Source organism: Streptomyces shenzhenensis, from assembly GCF_003688995.1.
GTDB classification, from domain to species: domain Bacteria; phylum Actinomycetota; class Actinomycetes; order Streptomycetales; family Streptomycetaceae; genus Streptomyces; species Streptomyces shenzhenensis_A.
In genome coordinates this window covers 64,422-83,268 of record NZ_PENI01000013.1, presented here as the reverse complement: position 1 = coordinate 83,268, position 18,847 = coordinate 64,422, and the positions used below count along the sequence as shown (strand labels likewise).

18 protein-coding genes and 1 pseudogene are annotated in these 18,847 nt (G+C 72.0%); 7 read left to right on the top strand and 12 right to left on the bottom strand.

Features of this window, described 5'->3' with window-relative positions:
• Positions 1 to 47: 47 nt before the first annotated feature.
• Positions 48 to 677: a DUF305 domain-containing protein gene (locus tag CTZ28_RS20985; RefSeq protein WP_121891191.1), complete on the top strand. Its 630-nt coding sequence runs from the start codon at positions 48 to 50 to the stop codon at positions 675 to 677.
• Between the two features lie 47 nt (positions 678 to 724).
• Here CTZ28_RS20985 and rocD read toward each other — a convergent pair whose 3' ends face one another.
• The 3 genes from rocD to CTZ28_RS20970 all read right to left on the bottom strand — a co-directional run bounded on the left by rocD (position 725) and on the right by CTZ28_RS20970 (position 3,391).
• Complete coding sequence (gene rocD, locus CTZ28_RS20980) at positions 725 to 1,942, bottom strand: ornithine--oxo-acid transaminase (protein WP_121891190.1); 1,218 nt, start codon at positions 1,940 to 1,942, stop codon at positions 725 to 727.
• Entirely contained in the window at positions 1,939 to 2,751 is an 813-nt protein-coding gene (ddaH, locus tag CTZ28_RS20975; RefSeq protein ID WP_121891189.1) for a dimethylargininase, read from the bottom strand. The genes rocD and ddaH overlap by 4 nt, the downstream gene beginning before the upstream one ends.
• Before the next feature lie 154 nt (positions 2,752 to 2,905).
• Positions 2,906 to 3,391, bottom strand: coding sequence for an Lrp/AsnC family transcriptional regulator (locus CTZ28_RS20970; RefSeq protein WP_121891188.1), 486 nt, complete (start codon positions 3,389 to 3,391; stop codon positions 2,906 to 2,908).
• A 77-nt stretch (positions 3,392 to 3,468) separates the two neighbouring features.
• On the opposite strand from CTZ28_RS20970, the gene CTZ28_RS20965 reads away from it, so the two are divergent.
• From CTZ28_RS20965 to CTZ28_RS20950, 4 genes are read left to right on the top strand one after another with little or no spacing between them, the layout of a single operon-like run.
• A complete protein-coding gene (locus tag CTZ28_RS20965) occupies positions 3,469 to 4,221 on the top strand; it encodes a LytR/AlgR family response regulator transcription factor (protein WP_121891187.1) in 753 nt (250 codons plus the stop codon).
• A gap of 11 nt (positions 4,222 to 4,232) precedes the next feature.
• Positions 4,233 to 4,586: a hypothetical protein gene (locus CTZ28_RS20960; RefSeq protein ID WP_121891186.1), complete on the top strand. Its 354-nt coding sequence runs from the start codon at positions 4,233 to 4,235 to the stop codon at positions 4,584 to 4,586.
• 20 nt (positions 4,587 to 4,606) lie between these two features.
• Positions 4,607 to 6,319 carry a sodium/solute symporter gene (locus CTZ28_RS20955; protein WP_121891185.1) on the top strand — a complete coding sequence of 571 codons (1,713 nt, stop codon included), beginning with the start codon at positions 4,607 to 4,609 and terminating at the stop codon, positions 6,317 to 6,319.
• Positions 6,320 to 6,365: 46 nt separating this feature from the next.
• Entirely contained in the window at positions 6,366 to 7,571 is a 1,206-nt protein-coding gene (locus CTZ28_RS20950; RefSeq protein WP_121891184.1) for a sensor histidine kinase, read from the top strand.
• Positions 7,572 to 7,617: 46 nt separating this feature from the next.
• Here CTZ28_RS20950 and CTZ28_RS20945 read toward each other — a convergent pair whose 3' ends face one another.
• The 5 genes from CTZ28_RS20945 to CTZ28_RS20925 all read right to left on the bottom strand — a co-directional run bounded on the left by CTZ28_RS20945 (position 7,618) and on the right by CTZ28_RS20925 (position 12,746).
• Entirely contained in the window at positions 7,618 to 7,821 is a 204-nt protein-coding gene (locus CTZ28_RS20945; protein ID WP_121891183.1) for a hypothetical protein, read from the bottom strand.
• Positions 7,822 to 7,902: 81 nt separating this feature from the next.
• Complete coding sequence (locus CTZ28_RS20940) at positions 7,903 to 8,853, bottom strand: cytochrome c oxidase assembly protein (protein WP_121891182.1); 951 nt, start codon at positions 8,851 to 8,853, stop codon at positions 7,903 to 7,905.
• Positions 8,854 to 9,443: 590 nt separating this feature from the next.
• The gene (locus tag CTZ28_RS20935; protein WP_121891181.1) at positions 9,444 to 10,469 is read right to left on the bottom strand and encodes a 6-phosphofructokinase; all 1,026 of its coding nucleotides are present in this window, start codon (positions 10,467 to 10,469) and stop codon (positions 9,444 to 9,446) included.
• A gap of 275 nt (positions 10,470 to 10,744) precedes the next feature.
• A complete protein-coding gene (locus CTZ28_RS20930; protein ID WP_121891180.1) occupies positions 10,745 to 11,476 on the bottom strand; it encodes a type 1 glutamine amidotransferase in 732 nt (243 codons plus the stop codon).
• Between the two features lie 31 nt (positions 11,477 to 11,507).
• Positions 11,508 to 12,746, bottom strand: coding sequence for a MurT ligase domain-containing protein (locus CTZ28_RS20925; protein WP_121891179.1), 1,239 nt, complete (start codon positions 12,744 to 12,746; stop codon positions 11,508 to 11,510).
• A gap of 151 nt (positions 12,747 to 12,897) precedes the next feature.
• On the opposite strand from CTZ28_RS20925, the gene def reads away from it, so the two are divergent.
• A complete protein-coding gene (gene def / locus CTZ28_RS20920) occupies positions 12,898 to 13,437 on the top strand; it encodes a peptide deformylase (protein WP_183154495.1) in 540 nt (179 codons plus the stop codon).
• Between the two features lie 357 nt (positions 13,438 to 13,794).
• Here def and CTZ28_RS20915 read toward each other — a convergent pair whose 3' ends face one another.
• Positions 13,795 to 14,436 (bottom strand): TetR/AcrR family transcriptional regulator, encoded by a 642-nt coding sequence (locus CTZ28_RS20915; protein WP_121891177.1) that lies wholly within the window; start codon positions 14,434 to 14,436, stop codon positions 13,795 to 13,797.
• A 170-nt stretch (positions 14,437 to 14,606) separates the two neighbouring features.
• On the opposite strand from CTZ28_RS20915, the gene CTZ28_RS20910 reads away from it, so the two are divergent.
• Positions 14,607 to 15,833 (top strand): acyl-CoA dehydrogenase family protein, encoded by a 1,227-nt coding sequence (locus tag CTZ28_RS20910; RefSeq protein ID WP_121891176.1) that lies wholly within the window; start codon positions 14,607 to 14,609, stop codon positions 15,831 to 15,833.
• A gap of 663 nt (positions 15,834 to 16,496) precedes the next feature.
• Here CTZ28_RS20910 and CTZ28_RS20905 read toward each other — a convergent pair.
• The 3 genes and pseudogenes from CTZ28_RS20905 to CTZ28_RS20895 form a co-directional block, all read right to left on the bottom strand.
• Complete coding sequence (locus tag CTZ28_RS20905; RefSeq protein ID WP_121891324.1) at positions 16,497 to 17,018, bottom strand: cupin domain-containing protein; 522 nt, start codon at positions 17,016 to 17,018, stop codon at positions 16,497 to 16,499.
• A gap of 7 nt (positions 17,019 to 17,025) precedes the next feature.
• Positions 17,026 to 17,382 (bottom strand): annotated as a pseudogene (locus CTZ28_RS20900) (hypothetical protein); the annotation flags it as partial.
• A gap of 89 nt (positions 17,383 to 17,471) precedes the next feature.
• The gene (locus tag CTZ28_RS20895) at positions 17,472 to 18,524 is read right to left on the bottom strand and encodes a type III polyketide synthase (RefSeq protein ID WP_121891175.1); all 1,053 of its coding nucleotides are present in this window, start codon (positions 18,522 to 18,524) and stop codon (positions 17,472 to 17,474) included.
• Between the last annotated feature and the right edge of the window lie 323 nt (positions 18,525 to 18,847).

Sequence of the window (18,847 nt, the reverse complement as noted above, 5' to 3'; positions counted from 1 at the left end):
CGGTGCTCAGCGTTCCCACGATCGTTTCGCACAGCAGGAGTTCACGCATGACCACCCGAAGCACCACCACCCCTGTCCCGGCACGCCGCATGGCCCTCGGCCTCGCCGCGGCGGGCGCCGCGCTCGTCCTCGCCGCCTGCGGCAGCGACGGCGGCAGCGGCAACACGGGCCACGGCGCCGCGCCGTTCGCGAGCGCGGACGCCGCCACCGCAGCGCACAACGCCCAGGACGTCGCCTTCGCGCAGGGCATGATCCCGCACCACCGGCAGGCCCTCGACATGGCCCGGCTCGCCGCTGATCACGCCTCCTCCGCCCAGGTCAAGGACCTCGCCACCCGCATCGAGAAGGCGCAGGACCCGGAGATCACCACGATGACCGGCTGGCTCACGGCGTGGGACGAGAAGGTGCCCACGGCGGGCATGGCCCACACCGGCCACTCCGGCATGGCCGGAATGATGGACGACAAGGACATGACCGCACTGGAGAAGGCCACAGGGAAGGACTTCGACACGATGTTCCTGACCATGATGGTCGAACACCACAAGGGCGCCGTCGAGATGGCCGCGACGGAGAAGTCCGAGGGCGCCTACGGTCCGGCCAAGAGCCTGGCCGACGCCGTCGTGACCGCGCAGCGCGCCGAGATCGAGGAGATGCGGCAGCTGCTCGGCCGGGGCTGACCGCGGGCCGTCCCCTCCCGGTACGGCAGGGAGGGGACGGGCACGCCTCAGACCAGCACCTTCTCCAGCGCCCCGAGCGCGGACCGCAGCTCGTCGGCGGTGATCGTCAGCGGCGGCGCCAGCCGGATCGTGGATCCGTGGGTGTCCTTGACCAGGACCCCCTCCCGCAGCAGCCGCTCACCGACCTCGCGGCCGGTGCCGATCGCCGGGTCGATGTCCACCCCCGCCCACAGCCCGCGCGAGCGGAAGCCGACCACACCCCGGCCCACCAGCGCCGTCAGCCCGTCCCGCAGGACCACGCCCAGGTCGGCCGCCCGGCGCTGGAACTCGCCGGTCTCCAGGAGCTCCACCACCGCCGTGCCGACCGCCGCCGCCAGCGGGTTGCCACCGAACGTCGAACCGTGCTCGCCCGGCCGCAGCACACCCAGCACGTCGCGGCGCGCCAGTACCGCGGAGACCGGCACGATGCCGCCGCCGAGCGCCTTGCCGAGCAGCACCACATCGGGCACGACGGACTCGTGCTCCACGGCGAGGGTGCGGCCGGTGCGGCCCAGGCCCGACTGGATCTCGTCCGCGACGAACAGACAGCCCGCGCTCCGGGTCAGCTCGCGCACCCCGGTGAGATAGCCGTCGTCCGGGATCACGACCCCGGCCTCGCCCTGGATCGGCTCGATCAGCACCGCCGCCGTCGTCTCGTCGACCGCCGCCTCCAGCGCGGCCAGGTCGTTGTACGGGACGATCCGGAAGCCCGGGGTGAACGGGCCGAAGCCGGCCCGCGCCGACTCGTCCGTCGAGAAGCCGACGATCGTCGTCGTACGGCCGTGGAAGTTCTCCGCCGCGACCACGATCGTGGCCCGGTCGGCGGGGACGCCCTTGACCTCGTACGCCCACTTCCGGGCGACCTTGATGCCGCTCTCCACCGCCTCGGCGCCGGTGTTCATCGGCAGCACCATGTCGTGCCCGGTCAAGCGGGCCAGGCGCGCGGCGAACCCGGCGAGCCGGTCGTGGTGGAAGGCGCGCGAGGTGAGGGTCAGCCGGTCGAGCTGGCGGTGGGCGGCCTCGATCAGCGCCGGATGGCGGTGGCCGAAGTTGAGGGCCGAGTAGCCGGCCAGCATGTCCAGGTAGCGGCGGCCCTCGACGTCCTCCACCCAGACGCCCTCGGCACGCGCGACGACCACGGGCAGCGGGTGGTAGTTGTGCGCGAGGACCGGCTCCTCCGCGCGGATGAGGTCGGCGGACGTACGCGTGCGTGCGGGTGCTGTCATGAACGGATCTCCTGGGTGCAGCACTTGATGCCACCGCCGGCCTTGTGGAACTCCGACAGGTCGACGGGGACGGGGACAAAGCCGTGGTCGGCGAGGCGCGCGGCGAGGGCCTCGGCCCGCGGCGCGATGAAGACGTGGCGCCCGTCGGAGACGGAGTTCAGACCGAACGCCATCGCGTCGTCGCGGGTGGCGAGCACCGCGTCGGGGTACAGCCGCGCGAGCACCTCGCGGCTGCCGGGGGAGAAGGCCTCGGGGTAGTAGGCGATGGTGTGCTCGTCGAGGACGAACAGCGCCGTGTCCAGGTGGTAGAAGTACGGGTCCACCAGGGTCAGGCTGATCACCGGCAGGCCGAAGAACTCCTGCGCCTCGCGGTGGGCGTCGCGGGTCGTGCGGAAACCGGTGCCGGCGAGCACGTACCGGCTCGTCGGCACCAGGTCGCCCTCGCCCTCGCACACCGACTCGGGGCGGTACACCTCGTAGCCCGCCGTCTTGAACCACAGGTCGTAGTGGAGCGACTCGGGCCGGCGCTGGGGCGCGTGGAAGAGGGAGCCGAAGACACGGCCGCCGACGACGACCGCCGAGTTCGCGGCGAAGACCATGTCCGGCAGGCCGGGGACGGGGGGCACGGTGTCGACCGTGTGCCCGTGGGCGAGGTAGGCGCGGATCAGCGCCTGCCACTGCTCCTGGGCCAGGTCGACGTCGACCCTGGTGTCGGGATGCATCCAGGGATTGATCGCGTACTGGACGGCGAAGTGTCTGGGTTCGCAGACGAGGAAGCGCCGGAGGCGCGGCACACGGCTGTCGGGCACAGAGGTGATCCTCCGCTTTCCTGCGGTGTCGACTGAGGGTGGCACCAAGGTAGGAAGTAACGGAGATGGCGGACAAGAAAGGAGAGCTGCGCGTGAGCGCAGGAATGCTGCGTTGTGAGCGGCGAAGACGCAGTATCGCTGCGCGCGCCGGGGTTTACTCGGGCGCGGCGTGGGTCGCGGCGGCCTCCGGGCTCTCCGGCAGCAGATGGGACAGCACCATCACGCTGATCGTCTTCCGGATGAACGGCTCCACCCGGATCCGCTCCAGCACCTCCTCGAAGTGCCCGACGTCCCGCGCCCGCACATGCAGCAGCGCGTCCGCGCCGCCCGTCACCGTCATCGCGGCCGTGATCTCCGGATGGTTGCGCACCACCTCGGCCAGCCGCCGCGGCGGTGCCGCACCCTCGCAGTACACCTCGACATACGCCTCGGTGCGCCAGCCGAGCGCCGCCGGCTTCACCGTGGCCGTGAAGCCGGTGATCACACCCGTCTCGCGCAGCCGGTCCACGCGCCGCTTGACCGCGGTGGCCGACAGCCCGATCGCGGAGCCGATCTCGGCGAAGCTGCTCCTGGCGTTCGCCATGAGCGCGGTGACGATCTTCCGGTCGAGTTCGTCGAACGGGGCGGTCCTGCTGTTCATGCGGGCACTGTATCCAGCGGGAACGTCCACGCCCGGCACATGTCCACCCGTACGGATTCCACCTACACTCCACCTTCATGCTGCGCGCCCTCGCCGTCGACGACGAACGCCCCTCGCTGGAGGAACTCCTCTACCTCCTGCACGCCGATCCACGCATCGGCAGCGTCGAGGGGGCCGGCGACGCCACCGAGGCGCTGCGCCGGATCACCCGCGCGCTGGAGTCCGGACCCGACGGGCCCGACGCCATCGACGTCGTCTTCCTCGACGTGCAGATGCCCGGCCTAGACGGTCTGGAGATGGCCCGGCTGCTGACCGGCTTCGCGGATCCGCCGCTGGTCGTGTTCGTCACCGCGCACGAGGACTTCGCGGTGCGCGCCTTCGACCTCAAGGCCGTCGACTACGTCCTCAAACCGGTCCGCAAGGAGCGGCTCGGCGAGGCCGTGCGCCGGGTCGCCGAGGTGCGCGGCGCCCCCCGCATACCCGTGCACGAACCCGACCCGGACCAGCTGCCCGTCGAACTCGGCGGCGTGACCCGCTTCGTCGCCGTCGACGACATCACCCATGTCGAGGCCCAGGGGGACTACGCCCGGCTGCACACCGACCGCGGCAGCCACCTCGTCCGCATCCCGCTGTCCACCCTGGAGGACCGCTGGCGCTCCCGGGGCTTCGTCCGCATCCACCGCCGCCACCTCGTCGCGCTCCGCCACGTCGGCGAACTCCGGCTGGACGCGGGCACCGTGAGCGTCCTGGTCGGCGGCGAGGAACTCCAGGTCAGCCGGCGCCACGCCCGTGAGCTGCGGGACCTGCTGATGCGCCGCACCACCGGATAGAGGAGGCCGCGATGGAGCCCACCGAACGCCGGGTCGTCGTCACCGGACCGCCCCGCCGCACCCGCCGCACCCCCGGCCACCTCAGGCCGCGCACCGAGATCGACGAGCAGACCACCCTCGGCCACACCTATGTGCGCTCCCTGATGCGCACCCAACTGCGCGCCTCCCTGACCGTGTTCGCGGTCCTGGTGCTGCTGGTCGGTCCGCTGCCGCTGGTGTTCGCGGCGGCCCCGGAAGCCCGCCGCCTCGAATGGCTGGTGCTCGGCTTCGGCCTGTACGCGCCGCTCGTCCTGCTCGCCCGCTGGTACGTGCGCCGCGCCGAGCGCAACGAGCGCGACCTGGTGCGCCTCGTCGAGGACCGCTGAGACGAGGATCGCAGGCCACCGTGAACTTCAGCTACGCCGTCACCGCCGTCGCCCTCGTCGTCGTGGCCACCGTCCTCGTCGGCGCCTTCGGCCTGCGGATCTCGCGCACCACCTCCGACTTCTACGTCGCCTCGCGCACCGTCGGCCCCCGCCTCAACGCCGCCGCCATCAGCGGCGAATACCTGTCCGCCGCCTCCTTCCTCGGCATCGCCGGCCTGGTCCTCGTGCAGGGCCCGGACATGCTCTGGTACCCGGTGGGCTACACGGCGGGCTATCTGGTGCTGCTCCTGTTCGTCGCCGCCCCGCTGCGCCGCTCCGGCGCCTACACGCTGCCCGACTTCGCCGAGGCCCGGCTCGCCTCGCAGGGTGTGCGACGGCTCGCCGGTGCCTTCGTCGTCGGCGTCGGCTGGCTGTATCTGCTGCCCCAGCTGCAGGGCGCCGGGCTCACCCTGGCGGTGCTCACCGACGCGCCCGACGCGCTGGGCGGGATCATCGTGGCCGTGGTCGTGGTGGCGACGGTCGCGGCCGGCGGCATGCGCAGCATCACCTTCGTACAGGCCTTCCAGTACTGGCTCAAGCTCACCGCCCTGCTCGTCCCCGCCCTGTTCCTGATCCTCGCCTGGCAGGGCGACGGCGCACCCCGGCAGGCCTTCGACGAGCCGGCCACCTTCCGGGAACAGCGTTCCGTGCGCGTCAAGGACACCCTCGACCTGCGGCTCGAACGGCCGCTGACGGTCACCGTGAGCGGCACGGTCGACGGCCGCCGGCACGACACCGAGCGGGTCGCCCTGTCCGCAGGCACCCACCGCTTCGAGCGCGGCACCCGGCTGGCCTTCGCCCCCGGCGACCCGGTGCCGGCCGCCGCCCGGGGCGCGGGCGGCGGCATGTCCACCTCGCTCGCCACGGGACGCGAGGAACGCCCGCTGTACGCCACGTACGGGCTCATCCTCGCCACCTTCCTCGGCACCATGGGCCTGCCGCACGTCGTCGTCCGCTTCTACACCAGCCCGCACGGCGTCGCCGCCCGCCGCACCACCGTCGCCGTCCTCGCCCTGATCGGCGGCTTCTACCTGCTGCCGCCCGTGTACGGCGCGCTGGGCCGGCTCTACGCCCCCGAACTCGCCCTCACCGGCGACGCGGACGCCGCCGTCCTGCTGCTGCCCGGCCGGATGATCGGCGGGCTGGGCGGCGACCTGCTGGGCTCGCTGGTGGCGGGCGGCGCCTTCGCCGCGTTCCTGTCCACCGCGTCGGGGCTGACCATGGCCGTGGCGGGCGTGCTCACCCAGGACGTGCTGCCGTCCCGCGGAGTGCGGCACTTCAGGCTCGGCACGGTGCTCGCCATGGCGGTGCCGCTGGCGGCGAGCGTGCTGGTCGGCGGCCTGCCGGTGGCCGACGCGGTGGGACTCGCCTTCGCCGTCTCGGCCTCGTCCTTCTGCCCGCTGCTCGTCCTCGGCATCTGGTGGCGGCGGCTGACCCCGCCGGGGGCCGCCGCGGGCATGCTGGTGGGCGGCGGCTCCGCGTTCCTCGCGGTGGCCGCGACCATGGCCGGCCTGCCCGGCACCGGTTCGCTGCACGCCCTGCTCGCCTGGCCCGCGCTGTGGTCGGTGCCGCTCGGCTTCCTCACCATGATGCTGGTGTCGCTGGCCACCGCCGCCCGGGTGCCGCCCGGTACGGCGGCCATCCTGGCGCGGTTCCATCTGCCGGAGGAACTGCACGCGGAGGCCAAGGCGTGAACCGGCACCCCACCCACGTCCCCGCCCCGCCTTCGGAGGTGCGGCCATGACCGGTTTCCTCGCGGGCCTGTGCGTCGCCGTCCTCCCGCTGCTCGCCGCCGGCTTCTGGCTCGGCCGGCGCACCGCACGCCCGGAGAGCCTCGGCGACCTCGGCACCCCCGTCGAGCACGCCACCTTCCAGACCCTGCACACCGCCTCGCTCGCCGCGCCCTCGCTGCGCGCGGGCCTCACCGAGGAGACCGCCCGCAAGTCGGCCCGCAGGCTGCGCACCCTGCTCGGCACCGACGCCCTGTGCCTGACCGACCAGAAGCAGGTCCTGGTCTGGGACGGGGTGGGCGGCCACCATCGCGGGGAGATCATGGAGCGGCTTGCCGGGCCACTGGAGACCGGCCGCGGCGAGGCGTTCCCGCTGTCCTGCGCGACCCCCGACTGCCCGGTCCGCTGGGCCGTGGTGGCACCGCTCACCGTCGACGACCGGGTGCACGGCGCGCTGGTCGCCTGCGCGCCGCGGGAGTCGGCCGTGCTGGTCCGGGCGGCGGGCGAGGTGGCCCGCTGGGTCAGCGTGCAGCTGGAACTGGCCGATCTCGACCGGTCCCGCACCCGGCTCATCGAGGCCGAGATCAAGGCGCTGCGCGCCCAGATATCCCCGCACTTCATCTTCAACTCGCTGGCGGTGATCGCCTCGTTCGTCCGCACCGATCCCGAGCGGGCCCGCGAACTGCTGCTGGAGTTCGCCGACTTCACCCGCTACTCGTTCCGCAGGCACGGCGACTTCACCACCCTCGCCGACGAACTGCACGCCATCGACCAGTATCTGGCGCTCGTCCGGGCCCGGTTCGGCGACCGGCTCTCCGTCACCCTGCAGATCGCCCCCGAGGTGCTGCCGGTCGCGCTGCCGTTCCTGTGCCTGCAACCCCTCGTCGAGAACGCCGTGAAGCACGGCCTGGAGGGCAAGGCCGACGCCTGCCACATCCAGATCACCGCCCAGGACGCGGGCGCCGAGGCGCTGGTCGTCATCGAGGACGACGGCGTGGGCATGGACCCCGAGGAGCTGCGCCTGATCCTCGCCGGCGAGATCGGTCCCTCCGGCGGCATCGGCCTGTCCAACGTCGACGACCGGCTCCGCCAGGTCTACGGCGACGACCACGGCCTCGTCATCGAGACCGCGGTGGGAGCGGGCATGAAGATCACGGCGAGGGTGCCGAAGTACCGGCCGGGAGTGCACTCGGCGGCCCGGCTCACGAGCGAGTGACCCCGGCCCGGCCCCGGAACCGGAGGCTCGGGTGACGAGGCGTGGCTCAGTCGCTCTGGGTGACGATCATGGCCAGGGTGAGCAGCCCCAGCACGACCCAGCCGAACCACAGCCAGCCGTTGCTGCCGAGCGCCACCGAGTAGGCCGTCACCACGACGAGTCCGCCGACGGTGAGCACCCCCATCGCCTTCGTGGAACCGTGCGTAGAACCGGGCATCGCGACACCCTCCTCGTGGTCCGTTCCCTCCATGGTGCCCCGTATCCCGTGGGAACGAATCCGCCCGGTGCGGCCCGGCCGGAACGGGGCCTCGGCGGACGGCCCGGTGCGGTGTCAGCCCTGGCGGGCGTTGAGCGAGGCCAGATAGGCGTTGTAGGCCTCCAGCTCCTTGTCGCCGTCCCGGTCGGCGGCCCGGTCCTTGCGCTTCGCCTGCCGCTGCTCGGAGCCGTACCACTGGAACAGCAGGGCGATCAGTACCAGCACCGAGGGGATCTCGCTGAACGCCCAGGCGATGCCGCCCGCGGCGCTCTGGTCGGCGAGCGCGTCGATACCGAGCGAGGCCGGAGGGTTGCGGAACGTGTCGACCATCGGCGTGGATCCCATCATCAGCGCGATGCCGAAGAACGCGTGGAACGGCATGCCCGCGAACAGCTCCAGCATCCGCATCAGGTGGCCGGGCCGGTGCGGGCCGGGGTCGATGCCGATGATGGGCCAGAAGAACACCACGCCCACGGCGAGGAAGTGCACCATCATCGCGATGTGCCCGGCCTTCGACCCCATCAGGAAGTCGAACAGCGGGGTGAAGTACAGCGCGTACAGGCTCGCGACGAACATCGGGATCGTGAACACGGGGTGCGTGATGACCCGCATGTAGCGGCTGTGCAGCAGCGCCAGCAGCAGCTCACGCGGGCCCTTGTGGCCCCGGGCCGCGACCGGCAGGGCGCGCAGCGCCAGGGTGACCGGGGCGCCGAGCAGGATGAGGATCGGCGACAGCATGCTGATCACCATGTGCTGCACCATGTGCACGCTGAACATGACCATCCCGTAGTCGTTCAGCTTGGTGCACATCACCAGCATGATGGTCAGCACACCGAGGACGAACGACACGGTCCGCGCGACGGGCCACACGTCACCGCGCCGCCGCAGCCGTACGACACCCCACGCGTAGAGCCCGAGCCCCAGCAGACAGGCGACGAGAAAGAACGGATCCGCCGACCATCCGAGCCCTCGTCCGAGGGTGAACGGCGGCAGATCCATGGTCATGCCATGCCCGCTGTGATCCATTCCGCAGGCTCCTGTTTCATGGGGGGTTCTACGCTGATCTGTCCCCAGACACCCTAGAACCGCCCCACCCACGTCCCACGCCCGGGGTCACCACGGCGAACGACGCGCCCTCCAGGGACGCGGGGAACGGCGCGATCGACCACACTCCACCCGCACCGGCCAATGAATCGGCACCCCATCGGCGCTCCCGCCAGGGGCGCGGGGAACGGCGCGAGCAACCACATCCCACCCGCACGGGCCAACGAATCCGTACCCCGATCGGCGCTCCCGCCAGGGGCGCGGGGAACGGCGCGAGCAACCACATCCCACCCGCACTGGCCAACGAATCCGTACCCCGATCGGCGCTCCCGCCAGGGGCGCGGGGAACGGCGCGAGCAACCACATCCCACCCGCACTGGCCAACGAATCCGTACCCCGAACGGCGCTCCCGCCAGGGGCGCGGGGAACGGCGCGATCAACCACACTCCACCCGCACCGGCCAACGATTGAGCCCCCCGAACGGCGCTCCCGCCGGGGGCGCGGGGAACTGCGCGATCAGCCATATCCCACCCGCACCCGACAACAAAACAGCCCCCCAACGGCGCCCCCCGCTAAAGAACACACTCCGCTTCGGCGTACCGCTCCACAGGCACCGTCTTCAACGTCTCCACAGCCTCAGCCAACGGCACGGTCACGATGTCGGTGCCGCGCAGCGCCGTCATCCTCCCGAACTCCCCACGGTGCACAGCCTCCACCGCATGCCACCCGAACCGCGTCGCCAGCACCCGGTCGTACGCCGTCGGCGTCCCACCGCGCTGCACATGCCCGAGAATGACCGGCCGGGCCTCCTTGCCCAGCCGCTCCTCCAGTTCGAGGGAGAGCTGCCGCGCGATCCCGGCGAACCGCTCATGGCCGTACACGTCCCGGCCCCCCTCGTCGAAGTCCATGGTGCCGGCCCTCGGCTTGGCACCCTCCGCGGCGACCACGATCGCGAACCGCTTGCCCGCCTCGAAGCGCTCACCGACCCGCCGCGCCAACTCCTCGATGTCGAAGGGGCGTTCCGGTACGACGATGGCGTGCGCGCCCGCCGCCATGCCGGAGTGCAGCGCGATCCAGCCGGTGTGCCGGCCCATGACCTCCACGACGAGCACGCGCTGATGGGACTCGGCGGTGGTCTTGAGCCGGTCGAGTGCCTCGGTCGCGACACCCACGGCCGTGTCGAAGCCGAAGGTGACGTCCGTGACAGCGATGTCGTTGTCGATCGTCTTCGGCACGCCCACGATGGGCAGGCCGCTGTCCGAGAGCAGCCGGGCCGCCTTCAGCGTGCCCTCGCCGCCGATCGGGATGATCGCGTCCAGGCCGAGCTCCGCGACATGGCCGCGGGCCCGCTCGACCCCGTCCCGCAGATGGGACGGCTGGACCCGGGAGGATCCGAGGATGGTGCCGCCGCGGGCGAGGATGCCGCCCACGGCGTCGAGGTCGAGCTTGAGGTAGTCGCACTCCAGCAGGCCCTTCCAGCCGTCCCGGAAACCGATGACCTCGTCGCCGTGGTCGGCGACGGCACGGTGCACGACGGACCGGATGACGGCGTTCAGGCCGGGGCAGTCGCCACCGGACGTGAGGACACCAATGCGCATAGCCCGAAATACCTTCTCGACGTGGGCCGGGGGCCGGACCGCACTGTCCGGCTCGATCCCGGCCACCCTACCGGCGCGAGGGGGTGGCCCCGCAGCACGCGTCCGCCTGCTGGACGTGCCCGCACATGTGAGCGGACAGGCCGTCAACAGCGCCCCGAGGGGGCGCGGGCAACGGCGCGACCAGCCACGACGCCGCCGCGGACGACCGACGCGCGCACGGCCCCCGGCGGAGCGCGTACGGCACCGGCGGAGCCCGCACGCCCCCGGCGGGGCGCTTACGCCGGCTGCTGCTGCGCGGAGCTGATCCGCTCGGTGCGCAGCGCCTCGTACCAGCGGTCGTCGACCGGCGGCAGCGCGTTCACGTCGAGCGCCAGCTTCAGCAGCAGATCCGCGATCAGCGGGTTACGGGCGAGGACGGGCCCGTGCATGTACGTGCCGAACACGGTGTCGTTGTACGCGCCCTCCGTGCCGTCCCCGGTGCCGTTGCCGCGGCCCAGCCGGACCTGGGCGAGCGGCCGGGCCGTGGGGCCCAGGTGGGTGACGCCCTGGTGGTTCTCGAAGCCGGTCAGCTGGGGCAGGCCGAGGCGCGCGTCGATGTCCCCGAGGACGTCGCCGACGCACCGCTCGCCCTCGCCGCGCACCGAGACCACGTCGAGCAGGCCGAGCCCGGGCTCGCGCTGGCCGAGGTCGTTGATGAACTCGTGGCCGAGGATCTGGTAGCCCGCGCACACCGAGAAGACGATCGCGCCGTTCTCCACCGCCTTGTGCAGGCCCCCGTCACGGCGCAGCCGCTCCGCCGCGAGCCGCTGCGGCCGGTCCTCGCCGCCGCCGATCAGATAGATGTCGCCGGAGGTCGGGATCGGCTGGTCGCTGCGCACGTCCAGCCGGGCCACGTCGAGGCCGCGCTGCCGGGCCCTGCGCTCCACGACGAGCGCGTTGCCCTGGTCGCCGTAGGTGCTCAGCAGGTCCGGGTAGATCCACACCAGACGCAGGCTGTTGTCGCTCATGAGGTGATCGTCCTTTGTGTCAGGTGTGCCGTCAGTTTCCGACGCGGCGGCGCAGGTCCTGGAACGCGGTGTAGTTCGCGATGACCTCGATCCGGCCCGGCGGGGACTGCTGCACGGCCTGGTCGAGGTTCTCGCAGACCTGGAAGTGCTGGTTCGCCACTTCCAGACGCACCGCGAGGTCCAGCTTCCGGTCGCCGATGACGGTGATCGGGTGGCCGGTCAGCCGGGTGTAGTCGACATCCCACAGCCAGGACGTGTCGGTGCCGTCGGCACCGCGCGCGTTCACGGAGAGGATCACCGGGGTGGGCGGCGGGTCGATCAGGGAGAAGGTCTCCAGCCAGCCCGCCGGGTTCTTCGCCAGCAGCAGCCGCAGATCCCGGCCCAGGAACTGGACGACGTCATAGCGCCCGGCGACGGCCTGCACCTGGTACATGCGTTCCAGGGCTACCTGCGGCGGCACGCCGAAGACGGCGGCGACGGCCGCGGAGCTGGCGGCGTTGGCCTTGTTGGCGCGGCCCGGCAGCTGGAGGTGGATCGGCCAGGCGGAACCGTGCGGGTCGAGGACGTGGTCGCCGGACAGCGCCCAGCTCGGCGTCGGGCGGCGGAAACCGCACTCGCCGCAGTACCAGTCGTCGCCGGGGCGCTGCATCACACCGCCGCAGGACGGGCAGGACCAGGCGTCGTCCTTCCACATCTGGCCGGCCGCGACCCAGATCACATTGGGGGAGGACGAGGCGGCCCAGACCACCAGCGGGTCGTCGCAGTTGGCGACGACGACGGCCTTGGAACCGGAGAGGCCCTCGCGCCAGTTCTCGGCGAGCATCCGGGTCTCGGCGGCCCGGTCGAGCTGGTCGCGGGAGAGGTTCAGCAGCGCGATGCACTTCGGGTCGGTGTCCCGGGCCACGCCCGCCAGATACTTCTCGTCGACCTCGATCACGCCGTAGCGCGCCTCCGAACCGCCTGCCAGGGCCGAGGTGATGCCGGCCGGCATGTTGGCGCCGAGCGCGTTGGAGACGACCGGACCCGCGGCGCGCAGCGCCTCGGCGATGAGCCGGGTCGTGGTGGTCTTGCCGTTCGTCGCCGACACCAGGATGACGTCCAGGTTCTGGGCCAGCCGGGCGAGGAGGTCGGGGTCGAGTTTCAGTGCGACCCGGCCACCGATCACGGATCCGCTGCCGCGCCCGGCGGCGCGCGACGCCGCCGCGACCGCCTTGCCCGCGGTCACGGCCAGCTTGGCCCGCGGCGTGAGCGGGTCCGAGTTGCCTGCCATCAGTTCTCGATCCTCCTTGCGTACGCGCCGCGCCTGAGCCATCCGGCAACGTGGTGTGGACGTCAGCCTATCGAGATCCGTTCGCACACCCGAATCCCGGCCCACGCCTGCGCGGCGGGGTGTGGGCCGAGGGAACCGTACCCTTGCGGCCATGCGTAACGGTTCGATTCGGGGCGCCCGCGGACGGGTCCGGCCTCTTATCCTGCACGGTGACCCGGCGTTGCACACCCGCTGCGCGGAGGTGACCGACTTCGGCGCGGAGCTCGCGGAGTTGGTGGAGGACCTGTTCGCGACGATGTACGCGGCCCGCGGGGTGGGGCTCGCCGCCAATCAGGTCGGCGTGCCGTTGCGGGTGTTCGTGTACGACTGCCCGGACGACGAGGACGTGCGGCACCTGGGGCATATCGTCAACCCGCGGCTGGTTGACGCCGACGGGGTGGTGGTGCGCGGCCCGGAGGGCTGTCTGTCGCTGCCGGGTCTGGAGGCGGCTACGGAGCGGTACGACCATGCGGTCGTCGAGGGATTCTCGGTCACCGGCGAGCCGGTCACCGTGCACGGCACGGGGTTCTTCGCCCGGTGTCTGCAGCACGAGTGGGACCACCTGGAGGGCGGGGTGTACGCGGACCGGGTGAAGGGCTGGCGCCATGCGCGTCTGATGCGGCAGGTGAGCCGTGCCCCGTGGCGCCGGTGAACCGCGTGACCGTTCCGCACCGGGCAGTGTGCGGTCTGTCGCGGGTGGACGGTGTCGTTGCGGCCTGGTGCGGGCGGTGGTTGCCGCTGCGGGTGGTGTACGCGGATGGGGTCAGGGGCCGGCGCCGTACGCGTCTGACGCGGCAGGTGTGCCGCGTGACCGCCCCGCACCCGGTGGCGTGCGGGACGGCGGCGTGCGGGCATCCCGGGCCGCCGCACGGCCCGGTACGGACGGACGACGCCGCCGCGTGCCGCGGGCCCGGTGCGGGTGGTGATCGCCGCCGTGGACGCGGTGACCGGGGGCGACGGCGTGCCGCCCGCGGTCCGGCGCGCCGTTCCCCGTGCTCCGGGCCGGTTCTCAGAACCCCGGGCTGCCCACCCTGTCGCCCGCGGCGGCCAGCCGGCCCCACAGCAGATCGGCCAGACTCTTCACCAACTCCGCACGCGAGCAGGGGCGTTCGCCCAGCCACCAGTCGCCGGCCGCGTGCATCATGCCGACGATCCCGTGTCCCCACACCCGGGCCAGCTGCTGGCTGCCCGGCCCCAGGTCCAGCCGCTCCTCGATGACCTGGGCCAGCTCCTCGCCCATCCGCCGCAGCAGCGGGGCGCTGTGCTTGCCGACGTCGAAACCCTGATCGCTCTGCGAGCCCTCCGCCGGATGCATGAGGAAGCGATACACCTGCGGCCGGGCCTCGATCGCGGCGAGATAGGTGTCCAGGGTGGCCTCGACCCGCTCCCGCCGCTCCGCCGGGGCGTCCAGCGCCGCCCGCAGCGAATTGAGGAGGGCGTCCGTGTGCCGCTTGGCCAAGGCCGCGTAAAGGCCGCCCTTGTCGCCGAAGTGGCGGTACAGGATCGGCTTGGTGATGCCGGCCTCCGCGGCGATGGCGTTCATCGAGGCATGCGGGCCGTCACGCAGCACCACTCGGTCCGCGGCCTCCAGCAGCTCGCGTCGTCGGCGCTCGGCGGACCGCTGTTGATCGGTCCGCTGCGTGGTGTCCATGTGATCTCCCCACCCGTGCTGATTCGGTGACGCCTGCGCAAACTAACACTGTCCGTGCCCCTGACATCGAACGGGAGGCCGATGGGCCGGCGGGAGTTGACTTTTCCTACCAGCGGGTAACAGACTCGTGTTACCGCAAGTAACATGCACGTGCCGCCGCTGGAGGGGACATGGCCGAGTTCACCATGGAGCTCAACGACGAACAGAAGGAGGTCAAGGAGTGGCTGCACGGCTTCGCCGCCGACGTCATCCGCCCCGCGGCCGCCGAATGGGACGAGCGTGAGGAGACTCCCTGGCCGGTCATCCAGGAGGCCGCCAAGGTCGGCATATACTCCCTCGACTTCTACGCCCAGCAGTACTTCGACCCCACCGGGCTCGGCATCCCGATGGCCATGGAGGAGCTGTTCTGGGGCGACGCGGGTATCGCCCTGTCCATCGTCGGCACCGGCCTCGCCGCGGTGGGCGTCCTCGCCAACGGCACCGAGGAGCAGATCGGCACCTGGATCCCGCAGATGTACGGCGACGCGACCGACGTCAAGGTCGCGGCCTTCTGCTCCTCCGAGCCCGACGCCGGCTCCGACGTGTCCGCGCTGCGCACGCGTGCCGTGTACGACGAGGCCAAGGACGAGTGGGTGATCAACGGCACGAAGACCTGGGCGACGAACGGCGGTATCGCGAACGTCCATGTCGTCGTGGCCCAGGTCGACCCGGAGCTGGGCTCCAAGGGGCACGCCTCGTTCATCGTCCCGCCCGGCACGCGGGGGCTCGCCCAGGGGCAGAAGTTCAAGAAGCACGGCATCCGGGCCTCGCACACCGCCGAGGTCGTCCTGGAGGACGTCCGGGTGCCCGGCTCGTGCCTGCTCGGCGGCAAGGAGAAGCTGGACCAGCGGCTGGCCCGGGCCCGGGAGCGGGAGCGGGCGGGCGGCGAGCGGGTGAAGAACGCGGCGATGGCCACGTTCGAGGCGTCCCGCCCGGCGGTGGGCGCGATGGCCGTGGGCACGGCCCGGGCCGCGTACGAGGTGGCCCTCGACTACGCCAGGACGCGGGAGCAGTTCGGCCGGCCGATCATCGACAACCAGGGGGTCGCCTTCCAGCTCGCGGACATGCGTACGCAGATCGACGCGGCGCGGCTGCTGGTGTGGCGGGCGTCCTGGATGGCCATCAACGGCAAGCCGTTCACCGCGGCCGAGGGCTCGATGTCCAAGCTGTTCGCCAGCGAGACCGCGAAGAAGGTCACCGCCCAGGCGATCCAGATCCTGGGCGGCAACGGGTACACCCGTGAGTATCCGGTGGAGCGGATGCACCGGGACGCCGCCATCTACACGATCTTCGAGGGCACCAGCGAGATCCAGCGCCTCGTGATAGCCCGCACCCTGTCAGGCATCCCGATCCGCTGACGTCCCCTGCCGGGGGCTTTCGCAGGCGGCTCGGGAAACACGGGTCGCCGACCGGCGCAGGCACCGGGGAGCGGGGGCCCGTCGGCGCGGCGCATCCGGGCCTTTCGGAGGCATGGGGCCCAGGGCGGCCGGGGCCTCGCGTTCCCCTGCCGGGTGGAGCGGGAGACGGTCTGGAGAGCGCGCGCCCGCAGGCACGGCGCCTCCGGTGTCCCCGGCTGGGCGGAGCCAGAGGCAGCCTGCGGAGCGGCCGACCGTGGGCCGTGGGTTGTCCTGGTGCCGCGCGCATGCGGGTCCTTTGGCAGGTTCGGGCGTGAGCGGCGGTTGCCTGTACGGGGCGGCGGGGTTTCCCTGCGTCCCCGGCGGGGTGGAGCCAGAGGCAGCCGCGGAGGGGCCGACCGTGGGCCGGTGGGCTGTGCTGCGTTCCGCGTGTACGCGGGCGATCTCGCAGGTACGGCTCCCGCGCGTGCTCCGCTGTCCCGGCGCTCCGGGACCCTCGGCGGCGCGTGGCCGGGTGGAGTGGGACCTGTGGCTGTGGGCTGTCTCCGTAGCGCGCCCGCGGGCGATCCCGCAGGTGCCCCGCTGCCCGGCGCCCCGGGGGGACCTTCGGTGGTGGCCGGGGGTCGTGGTTCCCGGCCGCCACCGGCGAAGCCGCCCGTAGGGCGGTCAGTCGTGTCGTAGTGGGGTCAGTTGTTCGATGTCGTAGCGTCTGCGCAGCGCCTCGATCGCGGCGTGGTCCGGCGGACCCCCGTCGCCCAGGATCTCCAGCAACTCCTCGAAGTACCGCTCGTGATCGGGCGGCGGAGACGCCTGGAAGAACATCTTGGCGGGGGAGTCCGTCGGATTGGCGAAGGCGTGCGGGCAGCCGGGCGGCACCACGATGACGGTGCCGGGCGTGGCCCGCACCACCTTGGTGCCGGAAGGCGACTGCCACGTACGCCAGTTGTCGGGCGTGCGGACACGCGGCTCAAAGGCCAGCACGTCCAGCTCGCCCTCCAGCACGTAGAACAGCTCCTCGCTGCGCGCGTGCACATGGGCGCCGACGTCGAACCCGGGCGGCACCTCCACCTCGAAGGTGGAGGACGTCCGTGAGTGCGTGCCGGTCACCTTGAACGTCACACGCTGGGCCGGAGCCTGCACGATGCGCCCGTGCCCCGGTGGCACGAGCAGCCCCTCCGTCGCGGTCATCGTCACCTCACCACGTCACGGGCAGAGTCTCGGGGCCGCGGATCGACGCGCCCCTCCGGAAGGGAACCTCGTCCGGCGCCACCGCGAGCCGCATCCCCGGCACCCGGTCCAGCAGGACGTCCGCCAGGAGCTCCGGCTCCGGGTCGCGGTTGGCGGCCGGGTACGACACATGGACCGGGTCGCCCGCCCGGATCCGCACGCCGCCGAGCTGCAGGAGGACGGCAAGCCCGACCGCCTCTTCCAGCGTCACCTCGCCGCGGCCAATGTCCTGCCGGTCCGCGATCGGAACGCCCATCAGTTCGCAGATCACCGTGCTGGGGAACGGGCTGAGGACCGCCGCGGTCAGCTCGGCCGGCGGGACCTCCCGCATCAGCTCGCTGCGCACCGGGTCGACGTCGAGCCCGGTCAGCCCGGGCGCGGGCCCGGCGAGTGTCTCTTCCGTCATGGCGTCGCTCAGTCCCTCCGCACCCAGCTGCCCACGGTCATCTCGGCGGTGATGCCGGGCCCGAAACCGGCGAGCAGTCCGCGCGCCCCGTTCTCGGCACCGCCCTCGTCGAAGAGCCGGCGCAGCGCGTCCAGTACCACGGCGCTGGCGATGTTGCCGTACTCGGTCAGCGTGGACCGGCTGAACCGGAACGCGCGCGGCTCGACCTTCAGGAACTTGCTGAGGTCGTCGAGTATTCGGGGCCCGCCGGCGTGGATGACGTAGAAGTCCAGTGCGGACGCGTCCCAGCCGTGGGTGCCCGCGAGGTCCTGGAGCGCCGGGGCGAGCGGCTCCATCGTGGTGGGCACCCGCTTGTCCAGCAGAAAGTGGAAGCCCGTGGCGCGGACGTCGTAGGCGATCCAGTCCTCGGTCTTCGGGATCAGATAGGACCCGTTGCGCTGGAGCCGCACGCCGGTGCCGCCCTGACCGCGCACCACGGCCGCGGCGATGCCGTCGCCGAACAGGCCGTTGGAGAGCAGCGAGCCGACGCCCAGGTCGGTGGGCTGGTAGCACAGCGAGCAGAACTCGCAGGCCACGATGAGGGCGTTGGCCTCGGGGTAGGCCGTGCAGAAGTCGTGCGCCCGGTTGATGGCCGCACCGCCGGCCGCGCAGCCCAGCTGGGCGATCGGCAGCTGCCGGGTGGTGCTCGCGAAGTCCATCTCGTTGATCAGCCACGCGGTCAGCGACGGCATCATGAAGCCGGTGCACGACACGTAGACGATGACATCGATGTCAGAGGTCAGGAGCTCGGCGTCGTCCAGCGCCCGCTGGATCACCGCGGGCACCCGGGCCTTCGCCTCGGCCTCGTAGAGCTTGTTGCGTTCCTCGAAACCCGGGTGCTTCAGGGTCTCCTCGATGGGCTGCACGATGTGCCGGGTGCGTACGCCCGTGTTCTCGATCAGTCGGAGAGCCAGCGGCAGCTGCGGGTGGTCCGCATGACGCGTACGTGCCAGCTCCAGCGTTTCCTCCATCGTGATCACGTTCTCTGGTACGGACACCGAGGGTCTGCACAACGTCGCCATGAGCCGTCCCTGCTTTCGCCGTCCGGGGGGTCTTCGCCCACCGGTGAGAAGGTGGTGAACTCAGGTTCACTCGACGGGGCGACGATCTCGCGCGGGGTTACTCCGAATCGGGGACGAAGGGTGCGGAACGGACGCCGACTTGCGGCGCTCCGGCGGAGGACGCGATGCCGCCGCCGGCCAAGGGGCGGCTGGCCTCCACGGCCCCCCGGCCGGTCACGGACCGCGGACGAATCCGCCCGTCCCGGTGATCACTGAGGACCGGGTGGGCCGGGGACAGCGGTGGGTGATCGCCGGGGCGAGGAGGCGGCGGCACCCGGCTGTCC